Source organism: Haladaptatus salinisoli (genome assembly GCF_020614375.1).
Taxonomy (GTDB): Archaea; Halobacteriota; Halobacteria; order Halobacteriales; family Haladaptataceae; genus Haladaptatus; species Haladaptatus salinisoli.
Genome location: NZ_CP085331.1, coordinates 155,466 through 168,461 on the forward strand (window position 1 = coordinate 155,466; position 12,996 = coordinate 168,461).

Annotated in this window: 13 protein-coding genes; 5 read left to right on the plus strand and 8 right to left on the minus strand. The window is 48.9% G+C overall.

Going from position 1 to position 12,996, the window contains the following annotated elements; all coding sequences use genetic code 11:
* Window positions 1–32 precede the first annotated feature (32 nt).
* Entirely contained in the window at window positions 33–770 is a 738-nt protein-coding gene (locus LIX00_RS23945) for an ABC transporter permease (protein WP_227357223.1), read from the plus strand.
* 119 nt (window positions 771–889) lie between these two features.
* Here LIX00_RS23945 and LIX00_RS23950 read toward each other — a convergent pair whose 3' ends face one another.
* Window positions 890–1,663 carry an IclR family transcriptional regulator gene (locus tag LIX00_RS23950; protein ID WP_227357224.1) on the minus strand — a complete coding sequence of 258 codons (774 nt, stop codon included), beginning with the start codon at window positions 1,661–1,663 and terminating at the stop codon, window positions 890–892.
* A 501-nt stretch (window positions 1,664–2,164) separates the two neighbouring features.
* Between LIX00_RS23950 and LIX00_RS23955 the strand changes: the two genes are divergently transcribed.
* Entirely contained in the window at window positions 2,165–3,163 is a 999-nt protein-coding gene (locus LIX00_RS23955) for a YeiH family protein (protein WP_227357225.1), read from the plus strand.
* A 60-nt stretch (window positions 3,164–3,223) separates the two neighbouring features.
* Window positions 3,224–3,958, plus strand: coding sequence for a helix-turn-helix domain-containing protein (locus LIX00_RS23960; protein WP_227357226.1), 735 nt, complete (start codon window positions 3,224–3,226; stop codon window positions 3,956–3,958).
* A gap of 654 nt (window positions 3,959–4,612) precedes the next feature.
* Here the strand turns inward: LIX00_RS23960 and LIX00_RS23965 are convergent.
* Window positions 4,613–4,891: a hypothetical protein gene (locus tag LIX00_RS23965; protein ID WP_227357227.1), complete on the minus strand. Its 279-nt coding sequence runs from the start codon at window positions 4,889–4,891 to the stop codon at window positions 4,613–4,615.
* A gap of 1,265 nt (window positions 4,892–6,156) precedes the next feature.
* Here LIX00_RS23965 and LIX00_RS23970 point away from each other — a divergent pair.
* The gene (locus LIX00_RS23970; protein ID WP_227357228.1) at window positions 6,157–7,023 is read left to right on the plus strand and encodes a ParA family protein; all 867 of its coding nucleotides are present in this window, start codon (window positions 6,157–6,159) and stop codon (window positions 7,021–7,023) included.
* Window positions 7,020–7,637, plus strand: coding sequence for a DUF8160 family protein (locus LIX00_RS23975; protein WP_227357229.1), 618 nt, complete (start codon window positions 7,020–7,022; stop codon window positions 7,635–7,637). The genes LIX00_RS23970 and LIX00_RS23975 overlap by 4 nt, the downstream gene beginning before the upstream one ends.
* Window positions 7,638–7,847: 210 nt before the next feature.
* Here LIX00_RS23975 and LIX00_RS23980 read toward each other — a convergent pair whose 3' ends face one another.
* From LIX00_RS23980 to LIX00_RS26415, 6 genes are all read right to left on the minus strand, one after another.
* A complete protein-coding gene (locus LIX00_RS23980; RefSeq protein WP_227357230.1) occupies window positions 7,848–9,059 on the minus strand; it encodes a Cdc6/Cdc18 family protein in 1,212 nt (403 codons plus the stop codon).
* A gap of 1,653 nt (window positions 9,060–10,712) precedes the next feature.
* Window positions 10,713–11,000, minus strand: coding sequence for a hypothetical protein (locus LIX00_RS23985; RefSeq protein WP_227357231.1), 288 nt, complete (start codon window positions 10,998–11,000; stop codon window positions 10,713–10,715).
* A gap of 448 nt (window positions 11,001–11,448) precedes the next feature.
* Entirely contained in the window at window positions 11,449–11,847 is a 399-nt protein-coding gene (locus LIX00_RS23990; protein ID WP_227357232.1) for a group I truncated hemoglobin, read from the minus strand.
* A gap of 147 nt (window positions 11,848–11,994) precedes the next feature.
* Window positions 11,995–12,231, minus strand: coding sequence for a hypothetical protein (locus LIX00_RS23995; protein WP_227357233.1), 237 nt, complete (start codon window positions 12,229–12,231; stop codon window positions 11,995–11,997).
* A gap of 122 nt (window positions 12,232–12,353) precedes the next feature.
* The gene (locus LIX00_RS24000) at window positions 12,354–12,551 is read right to left on the minus strand and encodes a hypothetical protein (protein ID WP_227357234.1); all 198 of its coding nucleotides are present in this window, start codon (window positions 12,549–12,551) and stop codon (window positions 12,354–12,356) included.
* A gap of 8 nt (window positions 12,552–12,559) precedes the next feature.
* Entirely contained in the window at window positions 12,560–12,718 is a 159-nt protein-coding gene (locus LIX00_RS26415) for a hypothetical protein (RefSeq protein WP_438267119.1), read from the minus strand.
* Between the last annotated feature and the right edge of the window lie 278 nt (window positions 12,719–12,996).

The following is a 12,996-nucleotide window of genomic DNA, read 5'->3' on the forward strand; positions in this document are numbered from 1 at the left end:
TCCGTGTTGTATACGGACTACTCGCATTTCTGATGGTGCTGCCGTTACTAGTGGTTATCGGCACCTCGTTTGGCTCAACGGGGCAGCTGGTCTTCCCGCCGCGTGGATTTTCACTGGTCTGGTACAACCAGTTTCTCTCAAACCCGTCATGGAAAGGAGCAGTCGTGAACAGCTTAATTACATCCTCGGGAACAGCGGTACTATCTACTTTCTTAGGTGTAACTGCTGCATTTGGTCTGAAAGGCGTCGAATCAAAGTCGCTGCAATACTTCGTCCCCATCGCCTTACTACCGCTCCTCCTGCCGGCAGTAGTTATCGCGGTCATCCTACTGACCTACCTTAGCGAATTGGGTCTCCATCGCTCGTACTTTGCAATCATTATTGCACACTCGCTGTGGGCGACACCGCTAGTGTTCTTCATTATGCAGGCTGTGCTCGCCCAGTTTGACTGGCAACTGAGGGACGCGGCCAACGACCTTGGCGCTGGTCCCATTCGGTCATTCGCCGAGGTCATTCTCCCGAATGTGAAAAACGGGATTTTTGCATCGGCACTTATCGCATTTATCATTAGCCTACAGGAGTTCGTTATGGCGCTGTTCCTGTCAGGACAGGACACCCGTACCATTCCGGTGTTGGCGTGGATCGGGCTTAGGAATGAGCTTGACCCGACCATCAGCGTTGTTTCGACGTTACTCATTGTGGTGGCCATGCTCTTAGTAGTGCCTGCTGCACTCGCCATCGGTCTAGAACGGCTGGCCAAACAGCTTTGATTCCTTTCTAACGGCTCTTCTGTCCTCGGTCTCTGCCAGCGGATATGTCTGCTTATGTCTCTCTTTGTGAAATGCGGAAGTTTGCGCGTGAGCAGCGAAGAGGTCCCTACGCCATGATTTCACTGGATATTCGGCTCGTTGTAGTTGAGTTCAATGACGTTCACTGATTGTAAAAGTTTCTTTGGGAGCTTGGTTTCGAGTCGGTCGCCGGCGAACCGGTGTGTCGGCCCGGCGATGCTCAGTCCACCGAGGATGTTGTTACTCTCGTCAAGAATTGGTGCACCGATAGAGCGCATTCCTTCGCGAAACTCTTGACGGTCGTAAGCGTAACCTCGTTTACGAATTGCATCAAGTTCCTCGTACAATTCATCCCTTGTCGTAATGGTTTTGTCAGTCTGGGCTGGCAATCCATGTCGGTTGATAATCTCCTCGACTTCATCTTCAGACATATACGCCATAATTGCCTTGCCGGTGGCCGAACAATGCAGCCTAATTCGTGTTCCCGGAATTGCTGGGTATTGAATATCCGCGTTGTCCTGAGCGACATCAAGGTAGACCCCTCTTCCGTGCTCCTCTACTATGAGTGTTATCAACTCTTTGGTCTCTTTCGCGAGTTTGCTGACAGTTGGTGTCCCCTTTGCGTAAAGTGGTAAACGCTTGCGGACGATCTCCCCTCGTTGCAAGAACTTAAGCCCAAGCTTGTACTTTGATCCCTCCTTGATGACGTACTCAAGTTCCCGGAGCGTCGCAAGGTGGTTGTGAACTACGCTTTGAGGCCGCTCAACAATTCCTGCGAGTTCTGTGACCCCGACTGCTTTGTGTTCTTCAAGGGTTTCTATTATCTCTTCCATTGTATAGAGGGCTTTGACAGGGTTATTCGCCTGCATCACCATGAGTTACTAAATTGCAATCGTGGTATAAAATACCTTCCCCGTTTAAGAATGCGGTCTCTTGACCGGTACTACTTCCAGAGCCCTACCGTAGTAGCCACTAACTCAGACCAGTAGTGAGGGTACTTGCGTCTATTCCGCTTACGAATTTTCCTCAGTAAATCCACAGCGCTTGTTTCCAAAGTGGATCGCTCAAATAAAACAATGATTTGCAGATGACGCTCCCGTGTCGCCCTTCCCACCGTTATTATCCAGCTATTAAAGACTGACAAACAGTCGCTTTCAGAGAGGCGATATCAGTCGTCGTAGACAATTTGTCGTACGACAACTAAATCTGTATGTTGTTCCCCCTTCTAACTAACTACTACTGTGTTCAACTACGCTCACATACTGGGATACGTATTTCAGAGGTGGATGAACCTTGAAACTGACTGGAAAGCTATTTGTCTTAGCTTTTTCCTGCTTCTCATCGTTTTCTTTGGTATCCCTATTCCTTGGTAAACGATGAACCGGACGCTCATCCCAGGGTTTCTCTTTCTTCTCATGATCGGTCTTGTTGCACGCCTCATCGCATCAACTGTCCCAACTGTGAACTACCTTATTGTCACAATCACTCTCGGTTTTGTTATCGGCAATACGTACGGAGTTCCGAACTGGGCTAGTCCGGGTGTCGGAACTCATAAATTCTGGCTTGAGACTGGAATCATTGTCATGGGTGCAAGCGTGGCGTTCGATCATGTGGTCGCTGCCGGGCCGATGATACTCCTCCTTGTTATAATCACCGTCGTAATAACTATTCTCACCGTCGAATTCCTCGCACGTTTTGTTTTCTCAATTCACGAAGAGACGGGGTCGCTGCTCGCCGTAGGCTCGGGAATCTGTGGGGTTTCGGCCGTCGTCGCCACCTCCGAAAGTATTCACGCTGATGATACACGCATCGCGTACGCTGCAGCAACAGTTCTCCTGTTCGATTCGGTGACGCTCCTTGCATACCCGCTCGTCGGTCACGTTCTCGATCTTTCTAGCACGGTCTTCGGTATCTGGGCCGGACTGACCATGTTCAGTACGGGTCCTGTTACTGCTGCTGGGTTCGCATTCTCGGAAACCGCCGGTCAGTGGGCTCTTCTCGTAAAACTCACCCGTAACTCGATGATCGGATTTGCTGTCATCGCATATGCGGTATACTATACCCGCCAAGGTCACACCGACACCGCCGACAGTGTGTCCGGTGGTTGGCGGTTCATCTGGAGTATCTTCCCAAAGTTCGTTCTCGGGTTTCTGGGTTTGATGATCATCGCGAACCTCGGATTTCTCAGTAGTCAACAGATCACGTCACTCTCAAACGGATCCAACTGGGCATTCCTTTTTGCATTTGCGGGACTCGGTCTTGAAATCCGGTTAAAGGAGCTCCAAAAGACGGGATATCGACCGATTCTTACTATCCTTGTTGGACTACTTATTATCGCTACGACAATGCTACTCGTTGTACGGACATTCTTCTGACCTCCAAAACCATGCCCCAGTCAGCAAATTTTTTATTGAGTAATTATTCAACTACTATATATGCGGGAACTCACCTTTGCCATTGAGTACGATCCGGGGTCTAACCCGATTATGGATGTCTTCATTGACCATCCATCTCTCGTTGCTCGCTCGCTCAAAGGGTTTGTCACTGAAGATCGATTCTGGCGAATAGAACGTATCTCTGGATCACAATCAGCTCTTGACCGGATCGAAGCGATACGTTTTGACAATACGACGTGTGGTGAGGCGATTACCGAGCAACGATGCGAGGCGGCCCAGTATCATGATACTCTTGAACGTTCGGGAAACGAACTTGTTCTATACACATACACTGAGGATGTTCGATGTTGTGAATCCGTTCACACCCTCGCAGGGAAGCACCTTCCAATCGGATTGATCTTTGAAACCCGTCGCCGTGAATCGGCCCACTGGTGGCGAATACTTATGCGATCAGATAAAAATGTCGGTGTCTTTTATGACGATCTTAGCGCCCGACTCTGCGATGGTCTCTCGTTCCGGATGGGGCACCTCCGTGACGCCAGCGGCTGGCGACAGGAGTTTCTAGTTACCACCTCACTACCTGAAGAACAAGAGACTGCGCTCCGTGCTGCCGTCTCAGCGGGTTACTACGAATCGCCGCGTGAGATAACTCTCAGTGAAATCGCCGCCGAACTCAATATTCCACGCTCAACACTCTCCTACCGCCTTCGCCAGGCTGAATCTAGACTTGTCCATCAATATGTCGACGGTGATGAAGATCACTGGCATAAATGACGCCATTGATGTCTACCAACACAGGAATAATGCACCTTCCCCTTACTTCGTTTTGTCAGCTCGTGTAGTTGCTAAAAAGCGGGTTTTTATGCCTTCTATAACAATTTATGTGTGGATGGTTACTAACAATAGTAGCGTCGATCCACCATTCGCTATTCGTAGGTAGTGCGCATGATCTCGATATAGCGGCATGAGATTTATATTGTCGTATATGTGAGTCTTGGGCCCTCTACTGAACGAGAGCACCGCTGTTGTACTTGCACTGGAGACAGGACAACGGTTCTGTTATGACTTGTCTCCTCGTTCTTGGATGTCGCACTCGGAAGTCTTGATGAAATTGCTTCAAAGCCGAAGAGTTCTTATATAGTAGGCGCTCTGGAGAGCTATCTCCTAATCCCATAAGCGTGACAATCCGACAACATGGATTCGGCGTTAACTTCCTAATTCTCCTCGGTCTCATGCTTATCCCCGCAGCACTCAACGCATACGCGAGTGATGGACACATATTCTGTATCTATCGTCAGAGAACTGTAACGCGGATCTGACATACTGTAAATGATTTTTACTCTTTCTATCGAAATCAGATTCAATGAAGCATGACATTGATAGAATGAGCCCAAAGAGTGACTGACTCGGGTGAATCTCGTTTATTCATCAGTTAATTCCGTCAATGTTCTCTTGTATAGTTTCCAGAATGGGGAGAAAAAGAGCAAGACCGCTCACAACGAGGATAAGAAGGAACCCACCGCCAACAGTATCAAACCGTCTGTCAATCAGGAGGGAGAGCCGGTATTTACCCCTCGACCGACCTTCGAACAGGTCGTTGGCGCCGCCCCGGCGACAGCCATGGTAACCATCCAGTTTGAGGGCCGCGACTACACCACCACGTTTCCCGTGATGGTCACCGAAGAGATCAGACAGCTCCCGTCTCACAGCAGACGTCTCAGCTCGGAGGACCTCGGGCAGGGCGGGGGGTACGAGTCGATTGACGAAGCGAACCGCGTGGTTCCGTTCACGCTTCGAGAACCGAGTCACCTCCCATCTCGGTATCGAGTGGCCCAAATTGTGGTTGAGGAACCGAACACGGTAGATACCGGGTGGCACGCATGGTTCGTGTGTATGAGTGAACGGAATGACCCAAGTAAACAGTTCCGTATTTCAGCGCGTCCAGCTGACGATCCAAGGGTTCCTGGCCATCTTGGCAATTGCATCAGCAGTTGCTAATGAGACTTCATCGTGCGCTTCGGCTGTCCCGACGACGAACCCCACTTGTTTCAGAGTGATGTGAAAGTACTTGGGTGGCGCTGGACGAATACAGTTGAACGCGGCCAATGATTCAGTAGTCTCGGCAAGCGCGTCGACTTTTCACAACAAACCAAGAACTCTTTGATTGGCACCGTTGTCAGAGCCACCCCATGCTATCTCGTCTTTGCCTAGACGACGAAGAAGCGAACACTATTGTGCCGATGAGCCACATCAGCCTATGAGAACACGATCAATATTAGAGACAGTAGAAACATTAGAAACGCTGAAAACAGAAAGATCGAACCATTTTGGGTCAGCACAGGGGGTAACCAACAGGGGCATTAGAGATATTAGAAACGTTGGAGACCGTAGAAACACATGAATTATTGGAAATATTACAGAAATGGTGACTGGACAGCAGAAACGTCAGCAACGTAAGAGACGTTAGAAATGGTAGGAATATCGAGCATAAGGTACATTAGGCCTATTAGAAGCATTAGAAATAGAAGAGACGTTGAAGACGGTGGCAGGAATAAGTTGTAGATCTTAGAAATAGAGGAGATAGAAGAAATAGTAGAAACAAGCGTCTAGTCGAAAGGTTTGGCATTACTACAAGCACTCATCCTTGTGGCATTCACCTATTAGAATGGATTGCGGTCTTTCTACTATTAGAAAGTTAGTGAATATCACCAGCATTAGAAACAACAGGGAGATAAATAACATTATCAAGGTAAATAAGCTTGAGTCTAAGATTCCTTCTCTGATTCAATCACTGTTATTTGGTTCTAAGCTTGCTGAAGAAGCATTAGCACCGGCAGCATCGTGCCCTAAGAAACACGTCCAATGTCATTGGTAGAATCTGCACGATCGATTTCTAATATTAGAAACACTCTCGATTCGTCTGACGTAGATTTTTAACGTTAGAAACGAGAGCAACGTTCGAGGCGTTAACCATGGAGGATGTAAACCCGGAGGTCATTGCAGTTTCGTTCCAGAAAGGAGGGACAGGGAAGACATTCACAGCGATGAACCTCGCTGGTGGACTCGCTGCACGGGGATTCGAAGTACTGTTGATCGATATGGATCCCCAAGGGACACTCACAGCCAATCTCGGCCATCGTGAAGTATTCAATGACATTGATCAACTATCGCTCGACGAGGTTCTCTTGGACGTAAACAAATGGGATCAGGTTTCCGACCTTGTTATCGAGCGAGACGAGTTTGATTTGATCCCTGCAAACTCAACATACACAGGAAACAAGACACCATTGGACTCTGCCGATGCAGGGGAGAAACGACTTGGGAAGGTTCTTTCGCGCATGGAGAAGACCTACCATTATGTCGTTTGCGATTGTCCACCTGATTTCTCTGCCTTTGCGAAGAATGCCGTTACTGCTGGGGAAAATGTGGTCGTACCAATGGTGCCACGATCCGAGATGGTTCACTCGACGAATCTCCTCTTCGATATGTACGATACCCTCGGCATGATGCATGATCTTGATATCGAATACCTAGCCTTTACGATGACATACACCTCGACGAAGCGGACGAAAGAGATGCGCGAAGTGTTGGAGTGGTTTGACGATACATTTGGCGAGAAGGGGGTGAAAATCGATGATCGCGCTGCTTTCGACCGAGCAAAGTGGGAAGCTGGCTCGATCTACGTACACGAAGAGTCGCTACAAAATGACGAATTCCCACAGTTCGATAAAGCAGTAAAGCTCATCGTAGACCAAACTACCCCACCTGAATTCGGCGATGTTGATTCGATGCGGAAGAAAACGACCGATGATATTCGATCACGGGAGATCAAAGCATGAGCGATCTTCAGGAGGAAATGGAGCGAACGAAAAAACGGGCCGCTGCGTTTGGAGTGAGCAGTGAAACCGACGATGAAGACGGGACAAACGGTGAGACCAGTGAGAAAGCAGGCGAAAGTAATACCGCGTCATCAACCGACGAAGATGAATCAGAAGTAGTACCATCAGAGATGTCCGCAGGGGTAGAAACGGCTGAAACATCGGGGTCGTCGCCAACATCAGAAGCGTTAGAAACGTCAGAAACACAAGCAGCAGTTAAAAGAGAAGTGACGTCAGAATCGGGAGAAAACGAGTCAGCACCAAAGCAAGAATCTAGTGAGGCAGGGGTGTCACAAGACAGTGCTGGAGAGTCTGATTCAACAGCTAACAATAAAACAGAGGATACGGATGAGACATCACGTGGACGCCTTATTGATGAGTATGACAACGTGAATATCTACATTCCGCCAGAGTTGAAACGGGATCTCAACGACCTTTTCAAACTCATGGATCTCGAGTACTCTCGGTCAAAGGGAGAGGACTTAGAGAAACACTGGGATTTCTACCCGGCAGTCGTTCGGACAGTCCTGCAAAATGAAGATGACTTGCGCTCTGAGCTTGACATCGATTCATAGATGAGACGCGAAGTGAACCAGCCCACTCTACGTATTCAGGGGCTATTCACTCCTTAAGAAGGGGCTGTTCTGTTTTCACGACGCACTGTGCAGATACGACAACGTCTACAGGGAGTGCAATCACCACAAACTGCGATTCGGAGCGAACTGCTCATTCATCTTCAAGCCGCGAAAATGGTTGAGAGCCCTGGCCGTTCGATAGAGAGAAAGTCACATCTGCGATCGAATTGACTGGTGAACACCTACAACACTGATCATTTCTTCTAGTGCATTTAGCACCGGGTTAATGTCTTGATTCAATGTAATCGTTTTATATTGACCACCAGTACTTCCTTCATTCCGTTTATCGACTGCCAGAAGCCCTAACATTTCGAGTTCATCAATATGATCGTGCATCCAGCGACTTGTGAGTGTCTCACGGCCAGCTTGGTCACAGAACGACTCGTACCGGCGATAAAGATCACGTGATCGAACGGGAGTCTCACTGCTTGCTTCGAAAGTAGTTACCGCATAGAGAAGAATACGTTCGTGCTCATTCAAACCGAGAATGCCTCGTGTAACTTCCTCCCGTTGGAGGAGTTCCCTCCCACGGCGAACATGGTCATCGGTCACCATGTCAGCGCCTTCTTCTTGTGCAATATCACCAGCTTTGAGCAGTAGATCAAGCGCTTTACGAGCGTCGCCTGATTCTTGTGCACCATATGCAGCACAGAGTGGAATGACACCACTCCCAAGAACATCATCTTGGAACGCAATCGATTCACGCTGACGTAAGACTTCACGAAGCTCATCAGCACTATATGCAGGAAAATTTATTGAACGTTCACAGAGTGACGAGCGGACTTTTGGTGAGAGTCGATCACGATACGAGAGATCGTTACTGATTCCTACGACACTCACTCGGGCCGATTCGAGTTCTCGATTTTCTCGTGCTCGAGACAACTGATAGAGAAGTGAATCATCTTGGAGATGGTCAACCTCGTCCAATACGAGGATAATGAGGCCACCGTGGTTGTCAAATGCCTCCCACATCATATCATAGATTTTCGAGCGTGGGTGGCCTGTTTCGCTGATTTTCTCATCACTCTGTCTAAAGGTGTTTACTAACTCAACACCAATTCGATAACTCGTATCGATTCCATCGCAGTTGATGAGCTTTGTTTTGATACCTACATCATAATTCTCTCCCGCAGATTCAAGACGATCAAATAAAAACCGAGTTGCAGCAGTTTTTCCAACACCCGTTTTTCCAAAGAGGAAAATATTGTCGGGTTGACTTCCGTCGATAGCAGGCTGAAGAGCAGCGTGGTACTCTTGGAGTTCATCATCACGTCCGACGAACTCTTCGGGGGTGTAATCGTCAAGTAGTGCGTTCCGATTTGCAAATGGGAAATTTCCCGGTTTAAAGTCGAAGTCACCCATTCGATTTCTTGTGTGATACCTAATTACTTATTTCTATCGACCACCCGTTCAAGTGATTCGAGTGAGAGCGTGACTATATAAGTAAAGACATAGACCCTCAGACCCCGTCGTTCAAGTGAATAACTGCTGATGAGCGGGTGACTTTCTCAACGTCACCTCTAGAGGAGGAAAGATTTAATACCAATAGCATACAACCACACCCGTACTAGTGTGTTATTCTAGCCGTGCGTTTATTTCCCACCAATTAGCATGAGATAATAAATAATATATTCACCTGAACCGCTTTTGTGACGATATTCACTTGAACGACGGGGTCTCTGTCTTTATAAAGGAAACCACTCACTTGAACGGGTGGTGGTTGCCATTCATCCTCACGCCATCCTTGGTTTACAGACGAGTAAACACTGTTCGTCAGCCATTTGTCTGACGTTTATATTGCAGTCTTCAAGTGGATTATCAATCGGCTCGATCATGGGTTGTGTCTTTTGACGTAGATATCTACATGAGCCAGTAATCAACCATGAAAAGGAACCCTTCGTGATCTCCTCCCTTCCATAAACGACGGGGCGTCCCACAGGCGATGGCTTGCTGAGTTGGGTGATGTACGGTTCGATACCCGATGAGATGCTAGCCGGGCCACACGGCCGTTACTCTTATCCTGTAAGAGAATCGGAGCTATAAGGCTTGATTCATGTTGGTAGCCTCGCCTATCTCGCAAGTATCCTCCCCCGTGAGACTTACGTCGGAACCCCCATACTGTCCGATTGTCCTGACATGGGCGTAGATGGACCGCGTCGGATGAACAAAGAAACGTGCGGTGAGCACCTAAGGCTTCACCATCCACAGTGAAAGTAAATCGAAGACGGCGATTCACGCCCGCCATGAACGGCGGGATTCTCTCGCCGATACCGATAGGAGTACCGGGGCGTGGCACTCCTAGTAGTCCCCCTAGTCTAGTCCGTGACCACCACGCGGATTCGCACTGCGTCAGTGTTCGGTGGCACTGTAAACCTGAAACATCCAACGCTCAGAATTCCTCCGGCTTTAGTCGGAGGAGGATGTTAATCTACCAACTCGTGATTCATTGCTGTAAACGTAGAAAAGCGTGTCACGCAGGTATTCTCTTGTGCCTAGGTATCCCAAACAATGATGTTGATTCATCCTTCACAAATACGCTCTCCGCGTTCAGTGAGGGTATAAACACTATTTCCAGACGTTGGAGACGCAGATTCTCGTCAGTAAGTGCACCTATGTTTACTTAGTAGGGAATGCAGTCAGCGTCTCCCAGCAGGCGGCGTGGGCGCTCGTATTCATCCCAAGTCTATTTTCCCACGCTGTGTGCTCATTCCTCTTGTCACAACGAGAAACAGTGTCATGAGGACTCTTCATCCACGGGGTTTACCTATCTAGAACGCGGATTTTGTAGTACCGATGGGATCCAATGGCGAATGGCCACTACTTCACTTGTACGAGATACATTTGATGCGCTTGTAATTGTAGCTCCACATGAGTGCGAGCTCTCCTACGACGAAGTGTATACCAATTTAGCGGAGGAAAAAGACCTTGAACGACCTGCGGCCAAGGATATTGTCGAACGTCTCTCCATACGTGGGCCTCTGTATGAAGTCGGGGGATGCTCCGGCTCACGGATTATTAGTTACTCCCTCTTAACGCATCGAGTCTCGCTCTGATATCGTCAATCTGCTCGTCGAGATCTTCAATAAACGGCCCCGTTCGATCGGTTGTTACGGCGCCTTGATTTGTCGGCCTAATTAGGTTATCTTCCTCAAGGATCCGGAGGGAATAACGGACTTGATGATGAGCATAGTCTAATTCATTCGACATTTTTACGATCCCTATGGGTTCATTGTTGACAACCATCCTAAGGATGTCTAGGTGCCGATTGATCATCTCCACTTCGTACTCTATGCTGTCGATCATCGTACGTGAGAACAGAGACCATAGCGAGATAACCCTTCTCGCCCCTGCAGATCACTTCTTTAAACATACTCTACCAGTAACCGACTCACGGGACCTCTTGGCTACGAGCAGCCATTTTCGCGTCAAATCCCTCGTTATTGGGTATCTCTCGAACGTAGATATCGGCCTTGACCTTGTCGCTCCCGACGAGTGCCGCTTTGTCCGTGACGCGATCCTCGATGAAATTTCCCACTCATAGACAGAGTTGAAGATTCTAGTGCAGGTATTGCGATTAAATTTGGCTTGTATTGTGTAGTTCTCATTCTTCAGTAGATAGGATGCTTCATGAGCAATCCTAACGAGTATCCTCTGTATCAGTTGGACGCAAACTCCCGGGCACTCCCCACTAAAAGGTATCCAGTGATGGCGTCAAAGCGATTAAATATGCTGTTTAGAGAGGGGGGATGAGCTACGAGGTCGCTGAACTAGTTTCACCGCTCTCCGTGGTCTCTACAATTTCGGGGCGCAGCTCCTCAACCGTCTCAAGAACCTGTTCACGGTCTCCGTCGGGGACCCCGTTTTCAGCCAGTGCTGTATCTAAGTGCTCTCCCACGACGTCGAACTCGTTATCGGTGATACCCATCCCGCTGTGAGCTTCGCGCATATCATCCCCTGAATACTCGACCGGTCCGCCGGTTACCGCTGAGATGAATTGGACCTGATGAGCCCGGAGTTCCGTCGTGTTGCTATCTTCGAAGTGGTGATTTACACGCTCATCATTTAAAACACGGTCGTAGAAATCGTTCACGACGCTTTCCACTGCCTCGTGTCCGCCAAGACGGTCGAACACTGTTTCATCGTCGCTCATTACGTAACTAGCTTTTAGTGAGACGGATAAAGAAGTTATGAACTCGAAGGTGTGAAGAAATTTGGAATGGAGGTAGACGCTGGTTCTCCTCAAAATCAGTCGACTTCGGCCATCATTCGGTCAGGAATTATCCCCCGATCTGGCGTGTCATGCCGCATCGAAACTGAGCGCACCGTGAATCGCTTTGCCACCATACCGAGAAGCATTTGCATGGCGAACAGGGGCTCCTGCAAGTGAGATGAACCAGGTCACGGCATGCTGGCTGGGCGTCAACCTGATTTCATTAGAGACCGGAACCTCGAGGTCGTTGATCTCCGGTTCCAGAAGTTCGACGGATTTGCAGGCGAACACACCGATACCGACAGCTGCAACGAGAAGCACCATACTGGTAACGCTCCAGATCATCGTCGATCCAGTTGGTGTCTTCTCCGCAGCCGATTTTAGCGCCACTCGTTCGTGAAGCTGAGGTCGCTCCTCGGGCGGTCGGTGTGTGAGATCCACGTAGTTCAGAGCGCAAAGTCGGCAAACTGTCGTGCTTCCTCCTCGAAATCGATGAAGTTGGCCGGGACGTCACGATCGAGCGCGCCATCGTGATACCGTTGAACGTAGACGGTTCGCACCTGCTGGTGGGCGTATACCTCCGCAGCGAAGTACTGTACCGTCTCCGCCCCCTGCTCGACAGACTTGTCGAGATCGTCACGCACAAGATTGCCTATACTCCCCGTTCGGCGGAGGGGAGATTGGAATATGCTTTGTTGTACCGTTGTTTCGCATAGTACTCGCGCATGAACTCAACTTTCAAGTTGAGTGTATCAGCAGTGTAGTCGACACCGAAGTACGTGCAATTATCCAAAATCGAGCGGTGGTTCATTAGACCATCCTTCTAGAAGGCAACTTCCCTGGTTTGGACCTATGACTCAGTCGCGACGCCGTCTCCATCTAGTCCAATTACTTCTTGTAGAATTGGTGGAACCTGCTGGACGGAGTAGTATGCCCCAACTCCCATCACGATTAGATTGATGACGAATACTGTAACTAGGGCTTTCGCCATGGTCTGCCGCGTGATCTCCATATGGTACCAGAGTAACTCCAGACACACTATATACTGGGAAAATTACTTGTCACAACTCGTTATTAGATGGATATTGG

What these genes read in the sequence shown, in the direction of transcription:
- LIX00_RS23985 (WP_227357231.1), bottom strand. Translation starts at nt 11,000, where the DNA reads ATGATCGACAGCATAGAGTACGAAGTGGAGATGATCAATCGGCACCTA.
- LIX00_RS23970 (WP_227357228.1), top strand. Translation starts at nt 6,157, where the DNA reads ATGGAGGATGTAAACCCGGAGGTCATTGCAGTTTCGTTCCAGAAAGGA.
- LIX00_RS23945 (WP_227357223.1), top strand. Translation starts at nt 33, where the DNA reads ATGGTGCTGCCGTTACTAGTGGTTATCGGCACCTCGTTTGGCTCAACG.
- LIX00_RS26415 (WP_438267119.1), bottom strand. Translation starts at nt 12,718, where the DNA reads ATGAACCACCGCTCGATTTTGGATAATTGCACGTACTTCGGTGTCGAC.
- LIX00_RS23960 (WP_227357226.1), top strand. Translation starts at nt 3,224, where the DNA reads ATGCGGGAACTCACCTTTGCCATTGAGTACGATCCGGGGTCTAACCCG.
- LIX00_RS23975 (WP_227357229.1), top strand. Translation starts at nt 7,020, where the DNA reads ATGAGCGATCTTCAGGAGGAAATGGAGCGAACGAAAAAACGGGCCGCT.
- LIX00_RS23990 (WP_227357232.1), bottom strand. Translation starts at nt 11,847, where the DNA reads ATGAGCGACGATGAAACAGTGTTCGACCGTCTTGGCGGACACGAGGCA.
- LIX00_RS23950 (WP_227357224.1), bottom strand. Translation starts at nt 1,663, where the DNA reads ATGGTGATGCAGGCGAATAACCCTGTCAAAGCCCTCTATACAATGGAA.
- LIX00_RS23955 (WP_227357225.1), top strand. Translation starts at nt 2,165, where the DNA reads ATGAACCGGACGCTCATCCCAGGGTTTCTCTTTCTTCTCATGATCGGT.
- LIX00_RS23995 (WP_227357233.1), bottom strand. Translation starts at nt 12,231, where the DNA reads ATGGTGCTTCTCGTTGCAGCTGTCGGTATCGGTGTGTTCGCCTGCAAA.
- LIX00_RS23980 (WP_227357230.1), bottom strand. Translation starts at nt 9,059, where the DNA reads ATGGGTGACTTCGACTTTAAACCGGGAAATTTCCCATTTGCAAATCGG.